The organism is Microbispora sp. H10830 (assembly GCF_014161375.1).
Classification (GTDB): domain Bacteria; phylum Actinomycetota; class Actinomycetes; order Streptosporangiales; family Streptosporangiaceae; genus Microbispora; species Microbispora catharanthi.
Genome location: NZ_JABBWX010000001.1, coordinates 374,549 through 397,448, shown reverse-complemented (window position 1 = coordinate 397,448; position 22,900 = coordinate 374,549). Strand labels below are relative to the sequence as shown.

General features: G+C 73.3%; 22 protein-coding genes. 15 read left to right on the top strand and 7 right to left on the bottom strand.

Annotated features, from left to right (window positions below):
- Nucleotides 1-49: 49 nt before the first annotated feature.
- Nucleotides 50-1,246 carry a tRNA uracil 4-sulfurtransferase ThiI gene (gene thiI / locus HHX35_RS01830; RefSeq protein WP_182897275.1) on the top strand — a complete coding sequence of 399 codons (1,197 nt, stop codon included), beginning with the start codon at nucleotides 50-52 and terminating at the stop codon, nucleotides 1,244-1,246.
- A gap of 88 nt (nucleotides 1,247-1,334) precedes the next feature.
- Here the strand turns inward: thiI and aroF are convergent, their stop codons facing one another.
- On the bottom strand, nucleotides 1,335-2,375 hold the full coding sequence (aroF, locus tag HHX35_RS01825; RefSeq protein ID WP_182897274.1) for a 3-deoxy-7-phosphoheptulonate synthase: 1,041 nt from the start codon (nucleotides 2,373-2,375) through the stop codon (nucleotides 1,335-1,337).
- Between the two features lie 251 nt (nucleotides 2,376-2,626).
- On the opposite strand from aroF, the gene HHX35_RS01820 reads away from it, so the two are divergent.
- Complete coding sequence (locus tag HHX35_RS01820) at nucleotides 2,627-3,247, top strand: sulfite oxidase-like oxidoreductase (protein WP_182897273.1); 621 nt, start codon at nucleotides 2,627-2,629, stop codon at nucleotides 3,245-3,247.
- A 27-nt stretch (nucleotides 3,248-3,274) separates the two neighbouring features.
- On the top strand, nucleotides 3,275-4,417 hold the full coding sequence (locus HHX35_RS01815) for a histidine kinase (RefSeq protein WP_310738844.1): 1,143 nt from the start codon (nucleotides 3,275-3,277) through the stop codon (nucleotides 4,415-4,417).
- 23 nt (nucleotides 4,418-4,440) lie between these two features.
- Here the strand turns inward: HHX35_RS01815 and HHX35_RS01810 are convergent, their stop codons facing one another.
- Complete coding sequence (locus tag HHX35_RS01810) at nucleotides 4,441-5,805, bottom strand: HAMP domain-containing sensor histidine kinase (RefSeq protein ID WP_182897272.1); 1,365 nt, start codon at nucleotides 5,803-5,805, stop codon at nucleotides 4,441-4,443.
- A gap of 215 nt (nucleotides 5,806-6,020) precedes the next feature.
- Between HHX35_RS01810 and HHX35_RS01805 the strand changes: the two genes are divergently transcribed.
- Nucleotides 6,021-6,749, top strand: a complete 729-nt coding sequence (locus HHX35_RS01805; protein WP_182897749.1) for a LytTR family DNA-binding domain-containing protein — start codon at nucleotides 6,021-6,023, stop codon at nucleotides 6,747-6,749.
- A 34-nt stretch (nucleotides 6,750-6,783) separates the two neighbouring features.
- On the opposite strand, the gene HHX35_RS01800 is transcribed toward HHX35_RS01805, so the two are convergent.
- A complete protein-coding gene (locus HHX35_RS01800; RefSeq protein WP_240808920.1) occupies nucleotides 6,784-7,365 on the bottom strand; it encodes a TetR/AcrR family transcriptional regulator in 582 nt (193 codons plus the stop codon).
- A gap of 77 nt (nucleotides 7,366-7,442) precedes the next feature.
- Between HHX35_RS01800 and HHX35_RS01795 the strand changes: the two genes are divergently transcribed.
- Both HHX35_RS01795 and HHX35_RS01790 read left to right on the top strand, forming a co-directional pair.
- Complete coding sequence (locus HHX35_RS01795; protein ID WP_182897270.1) at nucleotides 7,443-8,387, top strand: ATP-binding cassette domain-containing protein; 945 nt, start codon at nucleotides 7,443-7,445, stop codon at nucleotides 8,385-8,387.
- Nucleotides 8,384-9,211 carry an ABC transporter permease gene (locus HHX35_RS01790; RefSeq protein ID WP_310738843.1) on the top strand — a complete coding sequence of 276 codons (828 nt, stop codon included), beginning with the start codon at nucleotides 8,384-8,386 and terminating at the stop codon, nucleotides 9,209-9,211. Before HHX35_RS01795 ends, HHX35_RS01790 begins: the two co-directional genes overlap by 4 nt.
- A 535-nt stretch (nucleotides 9,212-9,746) precedes the next feature.
- Here HHX35_RS01790 and HHX35_RS01785 read toward each other — a convergent pair.
- Nucleotides 9,747-10,586, bottom strand: coding sequence for a deoxyribonuclease IV (locus HHX35_RS01785; RefSeq protein WP_182897269.1), 840 nt, complete (start codon nucleotides 10,584-10,586; stop codon nucleotides 9,747-9,749).
- A 222-nt stretch (nucleotides 10,587-10,808) separates the two neighbouring features.
- Between HHX35_RS01785 and uraD the strand changes: the two genes are divergently transcribed.
- The 9 genes from uraD to alc are packed head-to-tail and all read left to right on the top strand — an operon-like array spanning nucleotide 10,809 to nucleotide 18,819.
- Nucleotides 10,809-11,282 carry a 2-oxo-4-hydroxy-4-carboxy-5-ureidoimidazoline decarboxylase gene (gene uraD / locus HHX35_RS01780; RefSeq protein WP_182897268.1) on the top strand — a complete coding sequence of 158 codons (474 nt, stop codon included), beginning with the start codon at nucleotides 10,809-10,811 and terminating at the stop codon, nucleotides 11,280-11,282.
- Entirely contained in the window at nucleotides 11,279-11,626 is a 348-nt protein-coding gene (uraH, locus tag HHX35_RS01775; RefSeq protein WP_182897267.1) for a hydroxyisourate hydrolase, read from the top strand. Before uraD ends, uraH begins: the two co-directional genes overlap by 4 nt.
- A 1-nt stretch (nucleotide 11,627) precedes the next feature.
- A complete protein-coding gene (pucL, locus tag HHX35_RS01770; protein ID WP_182897266.1) occupies nucleotides 11,628-12,488 on the top strand; it encodes a factor-independent urate hydroxylase in 861 nt (286 codons plus the stop codon).
- A gap of 3 nt (nucleotides 12,489-12,491) precedes the next feature.
- Complete coding sequence (locus HHX35_RS01765; RefSeq protein WP_182897265.1) at nucleotides 12,492-13,364, top strand: xanthine dehydrogenase family protein subunit M; 873 nt, start codon at nucleotides 12,492-12,494, stop codon at nucleotides 13,362-13,364.
- Nucleotides 13,361-13,900: a (2Fe-2S)-binding protein gene (locus HHX35_RS01760; protein WP_182897264.1), complete on the top strand. Its 540-nt coding sequence runs from the start codon at nucleotides 13,361-13,363 to the stop codon at nucleotides 13,898-13,900. Before HHX35_RS01765 ends, HHX35_RS01760 begins: the two co-directional genes overlap by 4 nt.
- A gap of 10 nt (nucleotides 13,901-13,910) precedes the next feature.
- A complete protein-coding gene (locus HHX35_RS01755; RefSeq protein WP_182897263.1) occupies nucleotides 13,911-15,320 on the top strand; it encodes an 8-oxoguanine deaminase in 1,410 nt (469 codons plus the stop codon).
- A gap of 43 nt (nucleotides 15,321-15,363) precedes the next feature.
- On the top strand, nucleotides 15,364-16,533 hold the full coding sequence (locus HHX35_RS01750; protein ID WP_220504889.1) for a glycerate kinase: 1,170 nt from the start codon (nucleotides 15,364-15,366) through the stop codon (nucleotides 16,531-16,533).
- A 10-nt stretch (nucleotides 16,534-16,543) separates the two neighbouring features.
- Nucleotides 16,544-17,857 carry an allantoinase AllB gene (gene allB, locus HHX35_RS01745; protein WP_182897261.1) on the top strand — a complete coding sequence of 438 codons (1,314 nt, stop codon included), beginning with the start codon at nucleotides 16,544-16,546 and terminating at the stop codon, nucleotides 17,855-17,857.
- Nucleotides 17,854-18,819 (top strand): allantoicase, encoded by a 966-nt coding sequence (alc, locus tag HHX35_RS01740; RefSeq protein WP_182897260.1) that lies wholly within the window; start codon nucleotides 17,854-17,856, stop codon nucleotides 18,817-18,819. The genes allB and alc overlap by 4 nt, the downstream gene beginning before the upstream one ends.
- Nucleotides 18,820-18,986: 167 nt before the next feature.
- Here alc and HHX35_RS01735 read toward each other — a convergent pair whose 3' ends face one another.
- The 3 genes from HHX35_RS01735 to HHX35_RS01725 form a co-directional block, all read right to left on the bottom strand.
- Nucleotides 18,987-19,736, bottom strand: coding sequence for an NUDIX hydrolase (locus HHX35_RS01735; protein WP_220504887.1), 750 nt, complete (start codon nucleotides 19,734-19,736; stop codon nucleotides 18,987-18,989).
- 182 nt (nucleotides 19,737-19,918) lie between these two features.
- A complete protein-coding gene (pknB, locus tag HHX35_RS01730) occupies nucleotides 19,919-21,922 on the bottom strand; it encodes a Stk1 family PASTA domain-containing Ser/Thr kinase (protein ID WP_182897259.1) in 2,004 nt (667 codons plus the stop codon).
- Nucleotides 21,923-22,133: 211 nt separating this feature from the next.
- Nucleotides 22,134-22,898 (bottom strand): thiazole synthase, encoded by a 765-nt coding sequence (locus HHX35_RS01725; protein ID WP_182897258.1) that lies wholly within the window; start codon nucleotides 22,896-22,898, stop codon nucleotides 22,134-22,136.
- Between the last annotated feature and the right edge of the window lie 2 nt (nucleotides 22,899-22,900).

Sequence of the window (22,900 nt, the reverse complement as noted above, 5' to 3'; positions counted from 1 at the left end):
GCCCTCCCCGGCGTGACGGCCGCCCCTGTCCGTCCGGAGGTTTCCACAGATGACCATGACCGCCCTCGGAGAGCCCTCGGTGCTGCTCAAGTTAGGCGAGGTGGTTCTGAAGGGCCGGAACCGCGAGATCTTCGAGATGCGCCTGCGGGCGAACATCAAGCACGCTCTCAAGGACCACCGGGTCGACATCCGCCAGCGGCACGGGGTGATCGCCCTGTTCCTGCCCCCGGGGACCGAAGTGGAGGAGGCCGAGACGGTGGCGGCCCGCGTGGCCGACGTGCCCGGGATCGTGCTGGTCCACCTCGCCTGGCGGGTCGCGAAGGACCCTGACTCGATCACCAAGGCCGCGATCGAGCTGATCAGGGACAGCGACGAGGTGGCCCGCAAGGCGCGCTTCGCCGTACGGTCGCGGCGACGCGACAAGCGCTTCCCCCTGCGCTCCAACGAGCTGGACCGCGTGGTCGGCGGGGCGATCAACGACACCTACGGGCTGCCGGTCGACCTGAGCAACCCGGAACTGACCGTGCACATCGAGGTGGACAAGGACGAGGCGTTCCTGTTCACCGGGGGCAGGCCGGGCCAGGGCGGCCTGCCGGTCGGCTCCAGCGGCCGGGCACTGGCGCTGCTGTCCGGCGGCATCGACTCCCCGGTCGCCGCCTACCGCATGATGCGGCGCGGCCTGCGGGTGGACTTCCTGCACTTCTCCGGCATCCCGTTCACCACCTCCGAGTCGATCTACAAGGCGTACGCGCTGGTGCGCAACCTGGACAAGTTCCAGGGCAAGTCGCGGCTGTGGGTGGTGCCGTTCGGCAAGGCGCAGCAGTCGATCAGGAACTCCGGCCAGGACCGGCTCGCGGTGATCGCGCAGCGGCGGCTGATGCTCAAGACGGCCGAGGAGGTCGCCCACCGCATCCACGCCGAGGCGCTGGTCACCGGCGACAGCCTCGGCCAGGTCTCCTCGCAGACCCTGGCCAACATCACGGCCCAGGACCACGCCGTGGACCTGCCGATCCTGCGCCCGCTGATCGGCCTGGACAAGACCGAGATCATGGCCGAGGCCCGCCGCATCGGGACGCTGAAGATCTCCGAGCTGCCCGACGAGGACTGCTGCACGCTGCTCGCGCCCCGGCAGGCCGAGACCCGCGCGAAGATCGAGGACCTCAAGCAGATCGAGCGGCGCCTGGACGCCGAGGACCTCGCCGCCCAGCTGGCCGACTCGATCCAGCCGTACAAGCTCGACGTCTGAGACGCGTTCGCCCTTCGGCCCCGCCGGGGCCCGGGACCGCCTGACGCGGTTCCCGGGCCCCGGCGGACCGGGTCCGGGCGCGACGGGTTCAGGCGGGGATCGGGGACGCCGTCGTCGTCGCGGTGCGGCCCAGCAGCGGGGGGAAGTCGCGCATGACCGCCGCGAGGTCGTCCAGGTCCCCGTTCACCAGGGCCTGCGGGCCGTCGCACAGGGCCTGCTCGGGGTGGGGGTGGACGTCGACGATCAGGCCGTCGGCCCCGACCGCGACCGCGGCCCGCGACAGCGGCAGCACGAGGTCGCGCCGGCCGCCGGAGTGCGACGGGTCCACGATCACCGGCAGGTGCGACAGCCGCTGCACGACCGGGACCGCCGAGATGTCGAGCGTGTTGCGGGTGGCGGGCTCGTAGGTGCGGATACCCCGCTCGCACAGCACGATGTCGAGGTTGCCGCGCTGGGCGACGTACTCGGCCGCCATCAGCCACTCCTCGATGGTCGCGGTCATGCCCCGCTTCAGCATGACCGGCTTGCCCGCCGCGCCCACGGCCTGCAGCAGCGCGAAGTTCTGCGCGTTGCGGGTGCCGACCTGCAGCATGTCGGCGTACGACGCCACGAGCGCCACGTCGTGGGCGTCCACGACCTCGGTGACGATCGGCATGCCGGTCTGCTCGCGCACGTCGGCCAGGATCCGCAGGCCCTCCTCGCCCAGTCCCTGGAAGGCGTACGGCGAGGTGCGCGGCTTGTAGGCGCCGCCGCGCAGCAGCGTCGCGCCCGCCGCCTTGGCCATCAGCGCGGCCTCCAGCGTCTGCTCCGGCGTCTCGACCGCGCACGGGCCCGCGATCAGGGTGACGGTGTCCGGGCCGATCGGCACGCCGCGCACGGTCACCGTGGAGCGCTGGGGATGGTTCTCCCGGGTCACGAGCTTGTAGGGCGTGGAGACCCGCACGACGTCCGCGACGCCCGGCATGGCGCGCAGGTTCAGTGTGGCGAACTGCTCGACGTCGCCGATGAGGCCGACGATCGTCCGGTTCACGCCGCGGCTCGCGAACGCCTCCCCTCCGGCGGCGGCGACGAGGTCGGCGATCGCCTCGATGTCGTCCTGCGTGGCCTCGGGGGTCATGACGATGACCATGGTGACTCCTGTCGCTGTGAACGGTGCGGGTCCGGAAAACGACGAAGGCCCCGGGTCCGTGTGGACCCGGGGCCTTCGTTCGCCGTGGCTGTCAGCGCAGCGCATGGAGGCGATCGGTCCTCACGGGTCCGTCGCCATACCAAAACGACCAAGCGGTGCGCATGTGACGCAATATAGCGCACGTCTTCCTTGATCGTGCCGCACCCGCACCTCCGGGGTCCGGTGCGGCCGTCCTCCGGGCGGATGGCAGGATGGCGTGCGTGCCGGAGAAACCTGAGGAGGAGACGCGCCTGCCGCCGGGCCAGTACGTCCCGCGCGGACGGCCCGTCGTCCACTACGGGCGGGTCCCGGCGTTCCGCCCTGAGACGTGGCGTTTCCAGGTGTTCGGCGCCACGGCCTCGGGCCGGGTCCACGAGTTCTCGTGGGAGGAGTTCTCCGCGCTGCCCAGGACGACGGTCGTCGCGGACTTCCACTGCGTCACCAAGTTCTCCCTCATGGGCAACGAGTGGGGTGGCGTTCCCACGTCGGTGCTGCTCGACCGCGTCCCCCCGGCGCCGGGCGTGCGCCACGTCATGGTCTGGGCCGAGTACGGCTACAGCGCCAACGTGCGCATGTCCGACTTCGACCGCCCGACCACGCTGTTCGCCACACACCTCGACGAGAACCCGCTGTCCCCCGAACGCGGCTATCCCGTACGGATCGTGGTGCCGCACCTGTACGCCTGGAAGAGCGTGAAGTGGGTGCGCGCGGTCGAGTACCTGACCGAGGACAGGCGCGGCTTCTGGGAGGATCGCGGCTACCACAACGTGGCCGATCCCTGGAAGGAGCAGCGCTACTCATATCAGGAGGATCCGGGCGACGGCCCTCCGTGAGGCCGCCGAGCGGCTACGGTGTCCGGCGTGTCTTCAGCCGTCTGGGTCGCGCTGTGCGCGCTCTGCGGGGTCTGCGGCGGCGCACTGGGCCGCGCCCTCGCCTGCCGCGGGCCGGCCCCCGGCGAGCTGCCGGGGGAGGCGACGCTCCTCGCCCTGCGCGTCGCCGGGCGGGCGGCGGGCTCGCTGCGCGCCGGGCTCACCCGCGGCTCCGCCCGCCGCGCCGCACGGCACCTGCGGACGTTGCTCGGCACCGCCGGCCTGGTGGTCGCCACGAGCGACCGCGTCCTGGCCAGGGACGGCACGGGTGTGCCGGCGGACGAGGCGGTCCTCGCCGAGGTGCGCGCGACCATGGCGGGCGGCAGGCCACGCCGCGCCCCCGCCGCGGGCGGCGACCGGCACGGGGTGGTCGTCCCCCTGACCGTGGAAGGGCGGGCGGTCGGCGCGCTCGCGGTGTACGACGCGGAGATCGGCGCCGCCATGGTGCGCACGGCGGCCGAGGTGGGCCGCTGGATGTCCGGCCAGCTCGAACTCGCCGAACTCGACGCCTCCCGCAGGCGGACCCTGGAGGCGGAGGCGCGGGCCCTGCGGGCGCAGATCTCGCCCCACTTCGTGTACAACTCGCTCACCACGATCGCCTCGTTCGTCCGGACCGATCCCGAGCGCGCCCGCGAGCTGCTGCTCGACTTCGCCGACTTCATCCGGTACGCGCTGCGCCGGGCGGCCGACTTCACCTCCCTCGCCGACGAGCTGAGCTGCGTGGACCGCTACCTGCTGCTGGAGCAGGCGAGGTTCGGCGACCGGCTGCGCTTCACCGTCCAGGTCGCCCCCGAGGTGCTGCGGGTCGACGTGCCGTTCCTGTGCCTGCAACCCCTGGTGGAGAACGCCATCAAGCACGGCATGCCGGGCGAGGTCCGGGTCGTGATCAGGGACGCCGGGCCGGAGGCGCACATCTGGGTCGAGGACGACGGCGTCGGCATGGACCCCGAGCATCTGCGGGCCGCGCTCGCCGAGGAGAGCAGCGGGATCGGGCTGAGCAACGTGGATGTGCGCATGCGCCACCTCTACGGCCAGGACTACGGGCTCATGGTCGAGACGGCGCCCGGCAAGGGGACCCGCATCCGGCTGCGCATCCCCAAGACCCGTCCCCGGGCCGTCCCGGCGCGCTCCTGAACCCCGACGGCCGGGCCGGGCGCTCAGCCGGTCAGGAGCGGGAGCCGGAGGACGAACCGGGCGCCGCGCGGGGAGTCCTCGACGCACAGGCTGCCCTCGTGCGCCACCGCGATCGCCCGGCACAGGGCCAGGCCGAGACCGCTGCCGTCGGGGTCGAGGCGCCGTCCCGCCTCCAGGCGGGTGAAGGGTTCGAAGATGCGCTCCCTGTCCTCCTTGCCGACGCCGTCGCCGTCGTCCAGCACCACCACCAGCGCCTGGGCACCGGCGCGCTCGGCGCTCACGTCCACCTGGCCGCTGGCGTGGCGCTGCGCGTTCACCAGAAGGTTCGTCACGATGCTGGCCAGCTGCACACGGTTGCCGAGGACCCGCACGTCCGGCTCGGCCCTGGCGCGCACCGGCACGCCCGTGGTGCGCGCCGCCTCGGCGCGCACGAGCGCCCCGAGGTCGACCGGCTCGGACGAGCACGGCGTGTTGCGCAGCCGGGCGAAGGCGAGCAACTCGTCGATGATCTGCTGCATGCGGTCGGCGGCAGGCAGCGACCTGGCGATCGCCTGGCGTGCGTCGATCTCCGGGTAGAGCAGCGCCTCCTCCAGCCCGGTGCGCAGGCCGGTGAGCGGGGACTTGAGCTCGTGGGACACGACGGCGGCGAACTCCCGCTGCCGCGTGACCGCCGACTCCAGCCGGCCGAGCGTCTGGTTCGCGGCCCGCGCCAGCCGGGCGATCTCGTCCCGGCCGGACGGCTCCGGCACCCGCAGGGACAGGTCGTTGGCGTTGATCTCCGACATCCGCTGCCGGATCGCGTTGATGGGGCGCAGGATGCGACCCGTCGCCCGCCAGGTCGTCCACGTCCACAGAGCGGCCAGCAGCACCCCGCCGGCGCCGACGAGGAACTCCAGCCGCCACCCGCGCAGGGCGGGCGGCTGGTCCGTGCCGGTGTAGACGAAGTGGGGCTCGCCCCGCCAGAGCTCCCAGGACTGCAACGACGGGACCCGGGCGGCGGTGAGCATGACGCACCGCTCGCTCTCGGCGCACTCGATCACGTCCCGGAAACGGTTCTCCTCGGTCGGCCGGACCGTGCTCAGCGGCCGACCGCCGGCCATGGGCCCGGCCGTCACCACCCGGCCCCGCGAGTCGACGAGCTGGACGAGCGGGACCCGCGCCGTCGGCGCCGGCGGCGGAACCTGCCCGCGCTCCATCAGGCCGATCCATTCGGTGGCGACGCGACGCGTCTCCTTGAATATCTCGCTCTCGATCCGGTGCCGGAGCAGCAGGCACAGGCCGGCCCCGATCACCGCGGCGACGAGCAGGGACACCGCCGCCACGGTCAGCGTCACGCGCGCCTGGATGGAGTGGGAGAAGGGAAGGAACGTGCCCGGCCTGATGCTCATCGAAATTCCTCGTTGGGCCTGGTCTTCCTGTCAACGGTAAGCAGCCGTGGCGGACAAAAGGCCTTGCAGGCGGCAAAAGCCGAATAGCTCTACCTAGTCTTGGAGTGGAGGTGGCCTCGGCATCGGCCACGACGGTGGCGGAGAGTATCGGGAATGTCACCTACCGCTCGGTCACCCCTTGCGCGGAGGGCGGGGCACGCGGCACGGTGGACGCCATGCTGCGTGTCCTCGCGGTGGACGACGAGGTCCCCGCCCTGTCCGAGCTCGCCTTCCTGCTCCGCCAGGACGCCCGGGTGGAGTACGTGAGCACGGCGACCGACGGCGGGGCCGCCCTGCACGACATGGTCCAAATGATCGCTGACGGGGAGCGCCTCGACGGCGTCTTCCTGGACGTGCGCATGCCGGGCCTCGACGGCCTCGACCTGGCCCGGCTCATCGGCGGTTTCCCCACGCCTCCCCGCCTGGTCTTCGTCAGCGCCCACGACTGCGCCGTCCAGGCGTTCGAGCTGGAGGCCGTCGACTACCTGCTCAAGCCCGTACGCCCGGAACGCCTGGCGGAGGCCGTACGCCGGCTCTCGGCCGCCGTCGCGCCTCCCGGCACAGAGGAGGACCTGGAGACGATCCCGGTCGAGCTCGGGGGCCGCACGAAGTTCGTGGCCCGGCAGGACGTGTGCTACGCCGAGGCCCACGGCGACTACGTGCGCCTGCACACGGCCGACGCCGCCTACCTCGTGCGGATGTCCCTCGCGGCGCTGGAACGCCGCTGGGGCGGCGCCGGGTTCGTCCGGGCCCACCGCAGCACCCTCGTCAACGCCCGGCACGTCAGCGAGCTGCGCTTCGACGCCGGGCGGGTGGTCCTGCAGGTGGGCGGCGAGACGCTGCCGGTGAGCAGGCGGCACACCCGGCAGGTGCGCGAGCAGCTCGTCCGCCAGTTCCGTCCCTGAGCCTCCACACGATCACGCCGCACCCTGCGGCGCCTCAGGGGCGGGCCGGGGACACGACCATGCCGCTCTCGAATGCGCGGGTCACGGCGGCGGCGACGCCGTGCCGGGGGAGCAGCCCCTTCTCGGCCGCCTCCCAGCCCGTGTAGGTGAGGGCCCACAGCACCTGCTGGATCCACTCGGCGCTGACGCCGGGGTCGAACACCCCCTCGGCCTGGCCGCGCTCGATGAGGGTGACGGTGGTCGGCACCGACAGATCGGGCTCGAAGCAGGCCGTGAACTCCTCGAGCACCCGGGGGTCGCCGAACAGGAACGCCAGGCGGTCCCCGGCGTCCACCAGGGCGGCGATCAGCCTGCGCATCGCCTCGAGCGGCGGGCCCTGGTCGATGGCCGCCCCCGCCGTCGACCTCTCCACCACGCGGAAGGAGTCGACGACGGCCGCGTTCACGAGGTCCTGCCGGTCGGAGAAGTAGCGGTGCAGCGTGCTGCGGCCGATCTGGGCGGCTTCGGCGATGTCCGCGAGCGTCGCGCCGCGGTCGCGGGCGAGGACCGAGGCCGCCGCGGCGAGGATGGCACGGCGCGTACGGCTGCGCGTGCCCGATTCCCTGGTGTCGGTCACCCCCGGAAGGCTAGCAGCGCCTCCATTAGGAGGCGTTCGTGGTTGATAATGAGACATCAAAGTCCCATTATGGAGTTATGAACTCTTACTCCATCGTCGCCGAGGGGCTGGGTAGGCGCTACGGCGAGACCAGAGCGCTCGACGGGTTCGACCTGAGGGTCGCCGGCGGGAGCGTGTGCGCGCTTCTCGGCCCGAACGGCGCGGGCAAGACCACCGCCGTCCGCGTGCTGACCACGCTGGCGCGGCCGGACTCCGGCCGCGCGCTCGTGGCCGGGTTCGACGTCGCGCGGCAGCCGGCCGAGGTGCGCCGCCGCATCGGCCTGGCCGGGCAGGAGGCGGCCGTGGACGAGATCCTCACGGGGCGGGAGAACCTCGAGATGTGGGGGCGGCTCCACCACCTCCGCGCGGCGGCGGCACGCCGCCGCGCGGGCGAGCTCCTGGAGCGGTTCGGGCTGTCCGAGGCGGCCGACCGGCGGGTCAGGCACTACTCCGGAGGGATGCGTCGGCGTCTCGACCTGGCCGCCGCGTTCCTTCAGGCCCCGCGCGTGCTCTTCCTCGACGAGCCGACCACCGGGCTCGACCCCCGCAGCCGCACGGAGGTCTGGCGCACCGTGCGCGGGCTCGCGGACGCCGGCAGCACCGTGCTCATGACGACGCAGTACCTGTTCGAGGCCGACCAGCTCGCCCGGCAGATCGCCGTGATCGACGGGGGGAGGGTGATCGCGGACGACACCCCCGAGCGTCTGAAGTCGCTGATCGGCGGCGACCACCTCGACCTCGTCGTGCGCGATCCCGGCCGCCTCGGCGACGCGGCCGCGGTCCTCACGGGCGTCGCGCAGGCCGAGCCCGTGGCCGACGCGGACGCCCGCCGCCTGACCGCCCCCGTGCGCGACCGCGTCGGGGCGCTCACCACGGTCGTACGCGAGCTGGAGCGGCGCGGCATCGAGGTCGAGGACGTCTCTCTGCGCCGTCCGACGCTGGACGAGGTGTTCCTGAGCCTGACGGCGGAGGCGGCGGCGTGAGCGCCCTGGCCGCCCCGGACGCGCCGCCCCGGCGGGGCGAGCGGCTGCGCTGGACGCTGTCGGACGCGTCGGTCATCGCCCGCACCAACCTCAAACACTGGGTCCGCAACCCGGCCGCCGTCCTCAACCTGACGCTGTATCCGATCGTCATGGTCGTGCTGTTCGGCTACGTCCTCGGCAGCGCGATGAACGTCGCGGGCGGCGGCGACTACCGCGAGTTCCTGATGCCGGGCATGTTCTCCCAGACGATGGCGATGGGGGTGATGACCACGATGACGGTGGTCAGCCTGCAGACCGCCCGCGGGGTGACCGACCGCTACCGCTCGATGCCGATCTCGCGGCCCGGCGTGGTGCTCGGCCGCGCCTTCGCCGACATCGTCAACTCGGTGCTCGAACTGCTGATCCTGCTCGCGTGCGGCCTGGTCGCCGGATGGAGCTGGCACCGGGGGATCGGCGACGCCCTGGCCGCCGTCGGCCTGCTCCTCCTGCTGCGCTTCGCGCTCATCTGGGTGGGGATCTACCTCGGGCTGGCGCTCACCCCGGAGGCGGCGAGCGCGGCCTGGCTGCCGCTGCTGCCGCTCACGATGCTGGCCAACACCTTCGTGTCCCCGGTGCTCCTGCCGGGATGGCTCGGGGCGATCGCGGAGTGGAACCCGCTGTCGGCGACGGTCGCCACGTGCCGGATGCTGTTCGGCAACCCCGGCTGGCAGGGCGATTCCTGGGCCGCCGAGCACGCCCTCACGCTGGCGATCGGCTGGCCGCTGCTGATCACGCTCGTCTTCCTGCCCCTGTCCGCCCGGCGCTACCGCCGCCTCGGCGGCTGAGCTGCGCAACACTCGTCGGGAGGCGCGCGGGCCGGCCGGGGCGTCTTCGCGCGCCCCGATCTACCGCTCGTCGTCTCCCGGGGCCCGCTCGTCGTGCGGGAGCGGGCCGCATGGCGCTAACTAGAGACCGCTCGTCCGAAGGGCCATCCCCCCGCCCAACTACACCTCGTAGTCTTTCGCACGTCGCAAGACACGCGGGGTAATCACAAAGTGAGCAGGTTGTCACCGATTGGTTACCAAGCGGGGCCCTACTCGGGGGGGAAGGGCCCCGCCAACGCGTATCGGGGGGTGCGCGGCGATCCGGCCATACGGGGGCGCCGGATCGCCGCGAACGCCCCATCCTCGCTTTCCCCCAGGGCGGCTGCCCCTGAAGGCGGGGTGCGGCCGCCCCTGAAGGCGGGGTGCGGCCGCCCCTGAAGGCGGGGTGCGGCCGCCCCTGAAGGCGGGGTGCGGCTGCCCCTGAACGCGGGGCCGCTACCTCAGAACGTCGGCTACCCCGCCGCGGCGCGGTGACCGGCGGTCCCGGGGGCACCGGTCAGGCGCCGCGCAGCTTCTTGAGCAGTTCGATGTCCTCGCGGTGCTTTTCCACCTTGCCGGGCGTCTCGATGCAGATGGGCACCCCGGCGGCCGTGGGGTGGCGCATCAGCTCGCCGAACGCCTGGGCGCCGATGTGCCCGGCCCCGATGTTCTCGTGCCGGTCCCGCTTGGAGCCGCAGGGGTCCTTCGAGTCGTTGGCGTGGATCAGCTTGAGCCGGCCGGGGGCGACGTCGTTCAGGGCGTCCATCATCTCCTTCACCCCGCCCGGCGCGGCCAGGTCGTGCCCCGCCGCGAAGGCGTGGCAGGTGTCGAGGCACACGCCCACCTTGGGGTGGTGGTCGAGGGCCTCCAGATAGGGACCGAGGTCCTGCACGGTCGCGCAGAGCATCTGGCCCTGGCCCGCCATCGGTTCGAGCAGCAGGTCGGGGCCGTCGTCCGGAAGCTCGTCCAGCACCGGCAGCAGGCGCTCGTGGATCTGGCGCATCGCGGCCTCGCGCGACTGGCTCACGGCCGAGCCGGTGTGGACGACCACGCCGAGCGCGCCGGTCTCGGCGCCCCTGCGCAGGGTGTGGCGGATCACCGCGATCGAGTTCTCCAGGGTCTCCGGCGTCGGCGACCCGCAGTTCACGAGATAGGCGGCGTGCAGGAAGACCGGCACGCCCGACTCGCGGAGCTTGGCGTCCTCGGCGGGGTTGCCCTCGCTGAGCGCCCAGCCCCGCGGGTTGGTGACGAAAACCTGGATCATCTCCGCGCCGATGTCGGCCGCGTACTTCAGCCCGCCCTTGGCGAGGCCACCGGCGACGAAGACGTGTCCGCCGATGAGAGTGGAAGGAGTCATGATGCCCCCAGAGTATTGGCACAGAGTATTGGCGTAGGACGTTGGCGCAGGCTGGTGCCGCCCCCCTTTGGCCGCAGCCCCTTTGGCCGCAGCCCCTTTGGCCGCAGCCCCTTTTGCCGCAGCCCCTTTGTCACAACGTACAAAGCGGCGCTGGAAGCAGGGCGTCCGGTTCGGACTTCGCGCCGCTGGAATCGCCTCGGGCCCGGCGGTTGACTGACGGGCATGCGCGAACTCGGCCGGGAGGACCTGCGGTCCTGCTGCGCCTCCGCCAGGTGGCTGGAGGCGGTCGCCGCGCGCGGGCCGTTCCGGGATCTCGACGGGCTCCGCCGCGCGAGCGAGGCGGCTCTCGCGGCGCTGACCTGGGACGACGTGCTGGAGGCGCTGGCGGCGCACCCGAGGATCGGCGAGCGGCCTGACGGCGCGGGACGCGAGGCCGCGTGGTCGCGGTCCGAGCAGTCCGGGACCGCGGACGCCAGCCGGGAGGTGCTCGGCGCGCTCCGCGAGGGCAACGCCGCCTACGAGAGCCGGTTCGGTCACGTCTACCTGGTCTGCGCGACGGGCCGGGAGGCCGGCCAACTGCTGGCGCTGCTGCGGGACCGGCTCGGCAACGACGAGGAGACCGAGCGCGAGGTCGTCAGGGACGAGCTGTCGAAGATCGTCGCGATGCGGCTGGCCAAGCTCTGGGAGGGCCGGTGAGCCTTTCGACGCACGTGCTCGACACCGCCGCCGGGCGGCCGGCCAAGGACCTGTTCGTACGGCTGTCGCGGCGCGCCGCGCACGGCTTCGTGCCGGTGGCCGAGGGCCGCACCGACGGCGACGGCCGCATCCGGGAATGGACGCCGCTGGGCCGGGAGTGGGACCTGGCCGAAGATCCGCGCCCGGGCACCTACCGGCTCGTGTTCGACACCGGCGCCTACCTGGGGGACGAGGCGTTCTTCCCCGAGGTGAGCGTCGTGTTCGCCATCCGGGAGGCCGGCGAGCACTGCCACGTGCCGCTGCTGCTGAGCCCGTTCGCCTACTCGACCTACCGGGGGAGCTGACGTGGCCGTTCTGGGGCCGAACAGGTACGGCAAGGCCGAGACGAGGGTCGTGCGGGTGACCCGGCACGGCGACGCCCACCGGATCAAGGACCTCACGGTCAGCACGTCGCTGTCGGGCGACATGACCGAGGTGCACCTGAGCGGGGACAACAGCGCCGTCCTGCCCACCGACACGCAGAAGAACACGGTCTTCGCGTTCGCCAAGAAGCACGGCATCGGGATGATCGAGGACTTCGCGCTGCTGCTGGCCCGTCATTTCGCGGACTCCCAGCCCGCGATCCACCACGCGAGGGTCGCCGTCGAGGAGCACGCCTGGGAGCGCAACGGCGCGTTCGGGCACTCGTTCGTCCGCTCGGGCCGGGAGGTCCGCACCTGCGTGGCCCACCACGACGGGACGCGGTCCTGGGTGGTCTCCGGGCTGCGCGACCTCGTCGTGCTCAACACGACCAACTCCGAGTTCTGGGGCTTCGCCAGGGACGAGTACACGACGCTGCCGGAGACCCGCGACCGCGTCCTGGCCACCGCGGTGGACGCGGCGTGGCGGCACGCGGACGCCTCCCAGGACTGGGACAAGACCTACGAGAACGCGCGGGGCGCCCTGCTCGCGGCCTTCGCCGACACCTACAGCCTGTCCCTGCAGCAGACGCTGTACGCCATGGGCACGCGGGTGCTGGCCGAGTGCCCGGGAGTCTGCGAGGTGCGGCTGTCGCTGCCGAACAAGCACCACTTCCTGGTGGACCTCGCGCCCTTCGGGCTGGACAACGACGGTGAGGTCTTCTTCGCCGCCGACCGGCCGTACGGGCTGATCGAGGGCACGGTGCTGCGCGAGGACGCGCCCGCCGCCGGACCGGCCTGGGAGTAGCCGATGGACTTCCTGAGACCGCTGACCTGGGTGGACGCCCTGGCGCTGAAGGCCGAGCGGCCCGAGGCCACACCGATCCAGGGCGGCACCGACGTCATGGTGGAGATCAACCTCGACAAGGGACGCCCGGCCGCCCTGCTCGACCTCACCCCGATCGCCGAGCTCCGGGAGTGGTCGCGGGAGGGCGGCGAGATCCGCGTGGGCGCGGGCGTGACCTACTCCCGGCTGATCGCCGAGCTCGGGGCCGAACTTCCCGGCCTGGCCCAGGCGTCCCGCACGGTCGGCTCGCCGCAGATCCGCAACCGGGGCACGGTCGCGGGCAACCTCGGCGCGGCCTCGCCCGCGGGCGACAGCCACCCGCCGCTGCTGGCCTGCGGCGCGGTCGTGGAGGCCGAGTCGGCGCGCGGCACCCGGCTGATCCCGATCGGGGAGTTCTACACCGGCGTGAAGCGCAACGCGCTCGCCCCCGACGAGCTGATCCGCGCCGTGCGCGTCCCGGCCGCCACAGGACCGCAGTACTTCTCCAAGATCGGCACCAGGAACGCCATGGTGATCGCGGTGTGCTCGTTCGCGGTCGCGCTGGACCCGTCCGTGCGCCGGGTGGGCACCGGCATCGGCTCGGCCGCGCCGACCCCGCGCCACGCCCGGCGGGCCGAGGACTTCGCGGCAGGGGAACTGGACTGGGACGACCGCGGCCCGCTCGATCCCGGTGCGGCGCGCCGCTTCGGCGAACTCGTGGCCGCCTCCGCCGCGCCGATCGACGACGTGCGGGGCCGCGCCGCCTACCGCACGCACGCGCTGGCCGTGATGGCGCGCCGCGCGCTCGGCTGGGCATGGGACGACTTCAGAGCCGGCGACCGCAGGGGGAGCGCATGAGGGTGAACCTCACGGTGAACGGCCGCCCGATGACGGCCGACGACGTGTGGGAGGGCGAGAGCCTGCTGTACGTCCTGCGCGAGCGGCTCGGCCTGCCGGGCGCCAAGAACGCCTGCGAGCAGGGCGAATGTGGCTCCTGCACGGTCTATCTCGACGACACCCCGGTCTGCGCGTGCCTGGTCGCCGCCGGTCAGGCGGAGGGACGCGAGGTGGTGACGGTCGAGGGCCTGGCGGCCTCCGGCGGCGGACCGGACGGTGCACTCGGCGGCGGGCTGAACAGCGGGCCGAGCAGCGGACCGAACAGCGGGCTGAACGACGTGCAGCGCGCGTTCGTGGACGCGGGGGCCGTGCAGTGCGGCTTCTGCACGCCCGGTCTCGTCGTCCAGGCCCACGCGCTGCTCACGGGCGCCGACGGCGTGCCGCCGGACGCCGACATCCGGGAGGCCCTGGCCGGCAACCTGTGCCGCTGCACCGGATACGAGAAGATCCTCGACGCGGTGCGCCTGGCCGCCGCCCGCCGCGCGGGGACGGCCTAGGCCCCCGCCCATGACGAACCACGATCCCGCCATCGTCCGCCTCCGGGGGGTTCCGTTGCCCGAAAGCCCGCGTCCGGTCGTCATCGAGAACGCCTACGTCGTCCCCGTCGCCGGGGAGGAGACCGCGTCCGGCCACGTCGTCGTGGAGGACGGTCTGATCACGGCGGTCGGTCCCGGCCCGGCGCCGCGCGTGCCGGAGGGGGCGGAACGCGTCGACGGCTCCGGCTGCCTGGTCACCCCCGGCCTGGTCAACACCCACCACCACCTCTACCAGTGGGCGTCCCAGGGGGTGACACCGGACGGCACGCTGTTCGAGTGGCTGGTGGCCAGCTACCGGCTGTGGGCCCGGATGGACGCCGAGGTGGTGTCGGGCGCCGCGACGGCGGGGCTGGCCTGGCTGGCCCTGTCGGGCTGCACGACCTCGACCGACCACCACTACGTCTTCCCCAAGGGCAGGGGAGACCTCTTCGAGGCGGAGATCGAGGCCGCGCGGCGGGTCGGGCTGCGTTTCCATCCCTGCCGGGGGTCGATGGACCGGGGCGCCTCGCGCGGTGGCCTGCCGCCGGACGAGGTCGTGGAGGAGGTCGACGAGATCCTCCAGGCCACCGACGACGCGATCCGGAAATATCATGATCCGTCGTTCGGGTCGATGCTGCGCGTCGCGGTCGCCCCCTGCTCGCCGTTCTCGGTCAGCGGCGAACTCATGACCCGCTCGGCCGACCTCGCCCGCGCCCGCGGCGTACGGCTGCACACGCACGTGGCGGAGACAGCCGACGAGGACGAGCACTGCAGGGAGCAGTTCGGCGTGCTGCCCGTCGAGTATCTCGACCGGCTCGGCTGGCTGGGTCCCGACGTGTGGCTGGCCCACTGCGTCCATCTGACCGACAAGGACGTGCGGCGCTTCGCCGAGACCGGCACGGGCACGGCCCACTGCCCGTCGTCCAACGGCCGTCTCGGGGCGGGCATCGCCCGGATCTCCGACCTGCTGGCCGCGGGCGCGCCGGTCGGGCTCGGCGTCGACGGCGCGGCCTCCAGCGAGATGACCCCGCTGGCGGGGGAGATCCGCATGGCCGTGCTCACGCAGCGGGCCCGTTACGGCCCGCGCGCGCTGACCGCCCGCCAGGCCCTGCAGATGGCCACCCTCGGCGGCGCCCGCTGCCTCGGCCGGGAGGCCGAGATCGGCTCACTGGAGCTCGGCAAGCTCGCCGACGTGGCGCTGTGGCGGCTCGGCGGCTTCCACGCCGCGATCGACGATCCCGTGGTCGCCTTCGCGTACGGCGCGACCCCGCCGCTCGCCCGGCTGCTCGTGGGCGGCCGGACCGTCGTGGACGACGGCGAACTGCGCACCGTCTCGGGAGAGGAGGCCGCGCGGGCCGGGGCCGACGCCCACCGCCGGCTGACCACCATGGATCATGTCTGAGGCGTTCCCGGACACGATCGAAGGGCCACAGGTGAGCCACACCATGACAGGACACGTCGTCATCGCACCGGACAAGTTCCGAGGGTCGCTCACCTCGCCCGAGGTGGCCGCGCACGTGGCCGCCGGGCTGCGTTCTCCGGGATCGGGGAACGTCCCGGTCGTCGAGCTGCCGGTGGCCGACGGGGGCGACGGCACCGTGGACGCGGTCGTGGCGAGCGGGTTCACCCGGGTCGAGACGCAGGTGACCGGGCCGGCCGGCGATCCGGTCACCGCGAGCTACGCCGTGCGGAACGAGCCCGGCGTACGGGTGGCCGTGATCGAACTGGCCGAGGCGTCGGGCCTGCGCCGGCTGCCGGGCGACCCGGTGCCGCTGACCGCGACCAGCCGAGGCACCGGTGAGCTGATCGCCCACGCCGTACGGCACGGCGCGACGCGGATCGTGCTCGGCCTCGGCGGCAGCGCCTGCACCGACGGCGGCGCGGGGATGGCCCAGGCCCTCGGCGTGCGGCTGCTCGACGCGGCCGGGAACGACCTGCCGCCGGGCGGCGCCGCGCTGCGCGACCTGCACGCCGTCGACGCCTCCGGCCGCCTGAGCGGGTTCGAGGTGATCGTGGCGAGCGACGTGGACAACCCGCTGCTCGGGCCGTACGGCGCGGCGGCGGTGTACGGCCCGCAGAAGGGCGCGAGCCCGCAGGACGTGGCCGTGCTGGAGGCCGGGCTGGCCCGGCTGGCGGCCGTCGCCGCGCACACCCACGGCCTGGCCGGCGCCGCCGAGCACGACGGCGTCGTACGCGCGATGGGCGTGGCCGGGCGGCCGGGGGCGGGCGCCGCCGGCGGGGTGGGCTTCGGCGCGCTGACGTTCCTCGACGCCGAGATCCGCCCCGGCATCGGCTATCTGCTGGATCTGGTGGAGTTCGACCGCCACGTGGAGGGCGCCCAGTTGGTGATCACGGGCGAGGGCTCGATCGACGAGCAGACCCTGCGTGGCAAGGCGCCGGTCGGCGTCGCGGCGGCCGCGGCCAAGCACGGCGTGCCGGTCGTGGCCGTCTGCGGGCGGCGCACCGTCGGCGACGACGAGCTGAGGGCGGCCGGCATCGAGGCGGCGTACGCGCTGACCGACGTCGAGCCCGACGTGCGGCGGTGCATGGCCGAGGCCGGGCCGCTGCTTGAGCGGCTGGCGGCGCGGATCGCCGCCGGACATCTCACGACATGAGGAGTGGCGCGTGGGGGAACCGTACGACCTGGTGGTGAGGTCCCGGCGGACCGTGACCCTGGAGGGGGAGCGCCCGCTCGCGGTCGCCGTGCGCGGCGGCGTGATCGCGGCCCTGCGGCCCTACGACGAGCCGCCGCCGGCGGAGGAGTCCGCCGACCTCGGCGACCTGCCGCTGCTGCCCGGGCTGGTCGACTCCCACGTGCACGTCAACGAGCCCGGCCGCACCCACTGGGAGGGCTTCGCGACCGCCACCAGGGCGGCGGCGGCCGGGGGCGTGACCACGATCGTGGACATGCCGCTCAACTCACTGCCCCCGACCGTGGACGTGGCGGCGCTGGAGGTCAAGCGGAAGGCCGCCGAGGGCCGGTGCCACGTCGACACGGGCTTCTGGGGCGGCGCGATCCCCGGCAACCTCGCCGATCTGCGGCCCCTGCACGAGGCCGGGGTGATGGGCGTCAAGTGCTTCCTGTCCCCGTCCGGGGTGGACGAGTTCCCCTCGCTCGACCGCGACGGGCTGCGGGCCGCGCTGGCGGAGGTGGCGGCCTTCGACGGCCTGCTGATCGCGCACGCCGAGGACCCCGGGCTGCTGTCCGACCCCGGCGGCCCCGCGTACGACGACTTCCTGCGGTCACGCCCGCAGGAGGCCGAGCGCCGGGCCGTCGAGCAGGTGATCGCCCTCGCGGCGGAGACGGGCGCGCGGGCGCACATCGTGCACGTGTCGGCCGCCGCCTGCGTCGAACCGCTGCGGGCGGCGCAGGCGGCGGGGGTGCGCGTCACCGCCGAGACCTGCCCGCACTACCTGACCCTGGCGGCCGAGCAGGTCACCGGGCCCGCCTACAAGTGCTGCCCGCCGATCCGGGAGGCCGCCAACCGCGACGCGCTGTGGCAGGCGCTCGCCGACGGCGTGCTCATGGGGATCGTCTCCGACCACTCCCCGTCGACGCCCGACCTCAAGGTGCCCGACTTCGCCGCCGCCTGGGGCGGCATCTCCTCGCTCCAGGTCGGCCTGCCCGCCGTGTGGACCGCGGCCCGCGCCCGCGGGCACGGCCTGGCCGACGTGGCCCGCTGGATGGCCGAGGGGCCGGCCCGCCTGGCCGGCCTGCCTCATAAGGGGGCGATCCGGGAGGGCGACGACGCGGACCTCGTCGCCTTCGACCCCGACGCCGAGTTCACGGTGGACGTCGCGACGCTCCACCACCGCAACCCGGTGTCTCCCTACCACGGCGCGCGGCTGGCGGGCGTGGTGCGCACCACCTGGTTGCGCGGCACGCCCGTCGACTTCGCCAGGCCGCGTGGCCGGCTGCTGACGAGGGGAGCCCGATGACCGGCTTCACCCGCCTGCCCGATCTCGCCCTGCGCACGTACGGCGGGTCGGTCGTGGCCGCCAACGACGAGTCGTTCGCCGAGCGGGAGGCCCTGATCAGGCCGGGACCGGCCGAGTTCCGGCCGCACACCTTCGGGGCCAAGGGCCAGGTCTACGACGGCTGGGAGACCCGGCGGCGGCGCGAGCCCGGCCACGACTGGGCGATCGTGCGGCTCGGCCTGCCGGGGATCATCAGGGGCGTGGTCGTGGACACCGCGTGGTTTCGCGGCAACTACCCGCCGTACGCGTCGGTCGAGGCGTGCGCGGCCGAGGGCTGTCCCGCGCCGGACGAGCTGGACGGCTGGGTGGAGGTCGTGCAGAAGAGCCCGCTGAAGGGCGACGCGGTCCACGAGTTCGCCGTGACCGACCCCCGCCGCTTCACCCATGTGCGGCTGAACATCTTCCCCGACGGCGGCGTCGCGCGGCTGCGGGTCCACGGGCGGGTCGTGCCCGACCGGGCGTTCCTGGAGGGCCTCACCGTCGACCTCGCCGCGCTGGAGAACGGCGGCCTGGTGACCGCGTGCTCCGACGAGTTCTACTCCTCGCCGAACAACGTCCTCGCGCCCGGACCGGCCCGCAACCAGGCCGAGGGCTGGGAGACCGCCCGCCGTCGCGACGGCGGCAACGACTGGCTCGTCGTCGCCCTGGCCGGGCCCGGCCGGGTGGCCGTCGCCGAGATCGACACGACCAACCTGGTGTTCAACGCCCCCGGCTGGGCGTCGCTGAAGGGCGTGGAAGCGGACCGGGCGCCGCTGGAGGACGAGAACGCCTGGTTCCCGCTGCTGCCCAGGACGCGCCTGCAGCCCGACACCCGCCACCGCTTCCGCCTCGACGACGACCGCCGGATCACCCACGCCCGGCTCGACATCTACCCCGACGGCGGCCTCGCCCGCCTCCGCCTCCTCGGCACCCTCACCCCCTAGTCCCCGCCCTGACGGCGGGCTCATCCGTCTCGCTTCGTCACAGGAGCCGCTTGACGCTCCTGTCTGGGCACCGCGCCGCCGTGCCGGCGCCGGGCGGTGCCCGTGAGCAGGGCGGTGGCCGCGAACGGGATTCGGAAAGGCTTCCGGGTTCGGGGTGTTCGGGATGATCACGACTGCCGCGCCGCGTACCGGCGGACGACCGGTTCCAGGTAGCCGACGTGGGGGCCGCTGAGACGCGTGAGTTCGGCGGGGGAGTGGACAAGGGCGATCCGGTCCAGCTCCGGGTCGCGCCCCAGAGCCGTCTCCGACGCCACGAGCTCCGCGAATCGTTCGTGCAGGAACGACGCGGGCCGGGGCGGAGCGAGGAACAGGACACCGGCGCTTCCGTCCGCATCCCGGGTGACCAGCCACAGGGTCAGATCACCGGGCGCCGTGTCGACACCGATCTCCTCGGCCAGCTCCCGCATGGCATGCCGGCGCAGCGCGGCCGTGTCGAGGAGCCCGTCGTCCTCGGGAGGTTCGGCGGAACCGCCCGGAAGTTGCCAGCGGCCCGGAGCGGCCGTCCACGGCGACATCCGCACCACCAGGAGGCGCCCGTCGTCCGACGGCTGCACGACGCTGACGAAGAGGGACGGCAGCCACACTGTGGCGCCCGGGACACGGCGCAGGGCATGGAGCCGGTAGGTCGTCCGTGCCCAGGTGATGACCAGGCCCTCCGGATCATCCCCTTCGAGCCCCGCGCATGACACGGCCGGTCCGTCGAAGAGGGCCGGATTGGCCCGCACCGCCTCATCCCACGCGCGGTTCATGGCCGCCTGCTCTTCGGGTGGGATCCGCGGCGCGGCGGCTTCGACGAGGCGGAGCCGGCGAGCCTCCAGGAGTTCGACGACGGAAGGTTCTGGCAGAGCCTCGCTCACCGGCTCATGTTCGCACGTACACCCCCCGCCGGCTGTGACTCGTACGGCACAGGGGGGGCGCGTCCCGGCACGGCTCGTGTCTCGGCTCCCGTCAGGCGCCGCCGGCCGGTCGCGCGGCTCCGCGCCGGGAAGCGGCCTCGGATGACCGTGCGACCGGGCCGTACGCGACCGGATACCCGGCGTCAGTGCCAGAGGGTGATGGTGGTGCCCGCGGGCTGCTGGCCGAGCGGGTTCTCGCCGATCACGCGCTGGGTGCCCACGCCCGCCAGCTTGCGGACGTTCACCTTGAAACCGGCCGCCTTGAGCTCGTTCACCGCGTCCTTCACGAACTTGAACCGTACGTCGGGCACGTTGACGACGGCGGGCGGGTTCTGGGCGGGGTCGTTGGGGTTGGTCTCCCACGGCCAGTGGAAGCCTTGGTCCGGCCCGCGTGACACGGTCAGGTGCACGATCGCCCCGGACACCACCTCGGCGCCTCCGGGAGGGTCCTGCGCGATCACGGTGCCCGGCGGGGCGTCGTCGGCGGTCTCGTCGATCTGGACGTTGAAGCCCTTCTCGCGCAGGAACTTCTCCGCCTGGTCGCGCATCATCTGCGTGACGTCCGGCATCAGCAGACCGGCGCTGACGACGAAGTTGACCGTGCTGCCCTTCTTGACGCGCTTGCCCACCGGCGGGTTGGTACGGATGACCTGGTCACGGGGGACGGTGTCGCTCGCGCTCTTGCTCACCCGTCCGGGAGTCAGCCCGACCTCGGCGATCTTCGCCCGGGCGTCCGTCAGGTTGAGACTCTCGACCTTCGGCACGGGGACCGTCTCCGGGCCGGCCGACGGGATGAGGGTGAGCACCGAGCCCTTGACCACCTCGGCGCCCAGCCCCGGCTCGGTGTCGAGAACGATGTCCTTCGGCACCTTGTCGTCGAACCGCTCCTTGCCGATCCGGACCTCGAAGCCGGCCTGCTGCGCCACCTGCCTGGCGACCGTGACGGGCTTGTTCACCAGGTCGGGGACCTTCGTGTAGCGGCCCTGGGAGAACCACCAGCCGGTGAAGGTGACGCCCGCCAGCATGACGAGGGCCAGCGCGGCGACGAACCAGACGGGCCTGATCCTGCGTCCCCGGCGCCGCTCCGCCTCGGCCGCGCCGGTGAGCAGTTCCGAGCGCGGCTGGATCATCGTGTGACCGAGCGGCGACCCGGGCTCCGCGAGCGCGTGCTGCGCCGTGCCGAACGACGAGGCCCCGCCGGCCGGCGGCATGGTCCGGTGCGCGCCCGTCCGTATGCCGCTGTGGGCGCCGGTGTCCGGGGCCCCGTGCGGGGCGGCGTGCGCACCGGTGTGCCCGGTCTTCGGCAGCGTACGGTGGACCTCGACGGCGGCGACGAGCATGGCGGTCGCGTCCGCCGGGCGCGCGGCGGGGTCCTTGTCGGTGGCCGCGGCGACGAGCGCGTCGATCGGCGGCGGCAGTTCGGGCACGATCGAGGACGGCGCGGGGACGGTCTCGTGCACGTGCCGGTAGGCGATCGACATCGGCGTCTCGCCCGCGTACGGCTGCCGCCCGGTGAGCAGCTCGAACAGCATGATCCCGGCGGCGTACACGTCGCTGCGGGCGTCGGCCGTGCCGGTCGTGACCTGCTCGGGCGACATGTAGCCGATCGTGCCGATCATCATGCCGGTCTTGGTCTGGTTGGTCGCCTCGATCGCGCGGGCCAGGCCGAAGTCCACGACCTTCACCCGGCCGTCGTCGGCGAGCAGCACGTTCTCGGGCTTGACGTCGCGGTGGATGAGCCCGGCCTGGTGGGCCGCCCCGAGGGCGGCGAGCACCGGGATGACCATCTCCAGGGCCTCGCGGGCCGGGAGGCGGCCGCGCCGGCGCAGGACGTCGCGCAGCGTCCGCCCCGGGACGTACTCCATCGACAGGTAGACGTGCGCCCCGTCGGTGCCCTGGTCGAAGACCTGCACGATGTTGGGGTGCGAGAGGCTGGCCACCGACTTGGCCTCGCCGATGAACCGCCGCACGAACTGCGGGTCCTCGGCCAGCGAGCGGTGCATCACCTTGACGGCGACCGTGCGGTCGAGCCGGACGTCCAGAGCCAGGTAGACGGAGGCCATGCCACCCCGGGCGATCCGGGACTCGACGCGGTAGCGCCCGTCGAGCAACTGCCCCACGAGCGGGTCGGTTAGCGTCGTGTCCACTCGCCAGAGTTTACGGGTGATTTGCCGCCCGGCGTGTTCCCGAATCCCAAACCGAGACCTATTCGGCCGCCTCCCGTGCGGTCCGAAAAGCCGTGCCGATTCCGAAAGCCGGGCTTACCAGACGTGAGATCGCCCGCCTTCCCGCCCGCCCGCGCGGACTTCTCGGGACGGGCGGGCGAGGGGAGGACGGCTGGTCGCGGCGATGGCGGATTCAGGAGGGGCGGGCGGGGGAGGACGCCTCGGCGTAGCGGCGGCGTGGGATGCGCCCGGCGAGGCGGGCCAGCCGCCCAGCCGTGACCGCCTGCCGCATGGCCGCGGCCATCAGGCCGGGCCGGTGGGCCCGGGTCACGGCGCTGGCCAGCAGCACCGCGTCGCAGCCCAGCTCCATCGCCTGCGCGGCGTCGCTGGCCGTGCCGATGCCGGCGTCGAGGATCACCGGCACCGTGGCGGCCTCGACGATCAGCTCGATGCTGTGCGGGTTGCGGATGCCCAGCCCGGAGCCGATCGGGGCGCCGAGCGGCATCACGGCGGCGCACCCGGCGTCCTGGAGCCTGCGGGCCAGCGCCGGGTCGTCCCCGATGTACGGCAGCACCACGAAACCGTCGGCGACCAGCCGCTCGGCGGCGTCGAAGGTCTCGATCGGGTCGGGCAGCAGGGTCCGCTCGTCCGCGATGACCTCAAGCTTGACCCAGTCGGTCTCCAGCGCCTCGCGGGCCAGGCGTGCGGTCAGCACCGCCTCCCCGGCGGTGAAGCACCCCGCCGTGTTCGGCAGCACCTTGATGCCGCGGGCGCGCAGCAGGTCGAGCACCGAACCGCGGGACTCCGGGTCGAGCCTGCGCATCGCGACGGTCGTCAGCTCGGTGCCGGACGCCTCCAGCGCCTGGTCGAGCACCTCCAGCGACGGCGCGCCGCCTGTGCCCATGATGAGCCGCGAGGTGAACTTCTCCCCGCCCAGCACGAGGACGTCGTCGGTCATGC

What these genes read in the sequence shown, in the direction of transcription:
- thiI (WP_182897275.1), top strand. Translation starts at nt 50, where the DNA reads ATGACCATGACCGCCCTCGGAGAGCCCTCGGTGCTGCTCAAGTTAGGC.
- aroF (WP_182897274.1), bottom strand. Translation starts at nt 2,375, where the DNA reads ATGGTCATCGTCATGACCCCCGAGGCCACGCAGGACGACATCGAGGCG.
- HHX35_RS01820 (WP_182897273.1), top strand. Translation starts at nt 2,627, where the DNA reads ATGGCGTGCGTGCCGGAGAAACCTGAGGAGGAGACGCGCCTGCCGCCG.
- HHX35_RS01810 (WP_182897272.1), bottom strand. Translation starts at nt 5,805, where the DNA reads ATGAGCATCAGGCCGGGCACGTTCCTTCCCTTCTCCCACTCCATCCAG.
- HHX35_RS01805 (WP_182897749.1), top strand. Translation starts at nt 6,021, where the DNA reads ATGCTGCGTGTCCTCGCGGTGGACGACGAGGTCCCCGCCCTGTCCGAG.
- HHX35_RS01795 (WP_182897270.1), top strand. Translation starts at nt 7,443, where the DNA reads ATGAACTCTTACTCCATCGTCGCCGAGGGGCTGGGTAGGCGCTACGGC.
- HHX35_RS01785 (WP_182897269.1), bottom strand. Translation starts at nt 10,586, where the DNA reads ATGACTCCTTCCACTCTCATCGGCGGACACGTCTTCGTCGCCGGTGGC.
- uraD (WP_182897268.1), top strand. Translation starts at nt 10,809, where the DNA reads ATGCGCGAACTCGGCCGGGAGGACCTGCGGTCCTGCTGCGCCTCCGCC.
- HHX35_RS01765 (WP_182897265.1), top strand. Translation starts at nt 12,492, where the DNA reads ATGGACTTCCTGAGACCGCTGACCTGGGTGGACGCCCTGGCGCTGAAG.
- HHX35_RS01760 (WP_182897264.1), top strand. Translation starts at nt 13,361, where the DNA reads ATGAGGGTGAACCTCACGGTGAACGGCCGCCCGATGACGGCCGACGAC.
- HHX35_RS01755 (WP_182897263.1), top strand. Translation starts at nt 13,911, where the DNA reads ATGACGAACCACGATCCCGCCATCGTCCGCCTCCGGGGGGTTCCGTTG.
- HHX35_RS01750 (WP_220504889.1), top strand. Translation starts at nt 15,364, where the DNA reads ATGACAGGACACGTCGTCATCGCACCGGACAAGTTCCGAGGGTCGCTC.
- alc (WP_182897260.1), top strand. Translation starts at nt 17,854, where the DNA reads ATGACCGGCTTCACCCGCCTGCCCGATCTCGCCCTGCGCACGTACGGC.
- HHX35_RS01725 (WP_182897258.1), bottom strand. Translation starts at nt 22,898, where the DNA reads ATGACCGACGACGTCCTCGTGCTGGGCGGGGAGAAGTTCACCTCGCGG.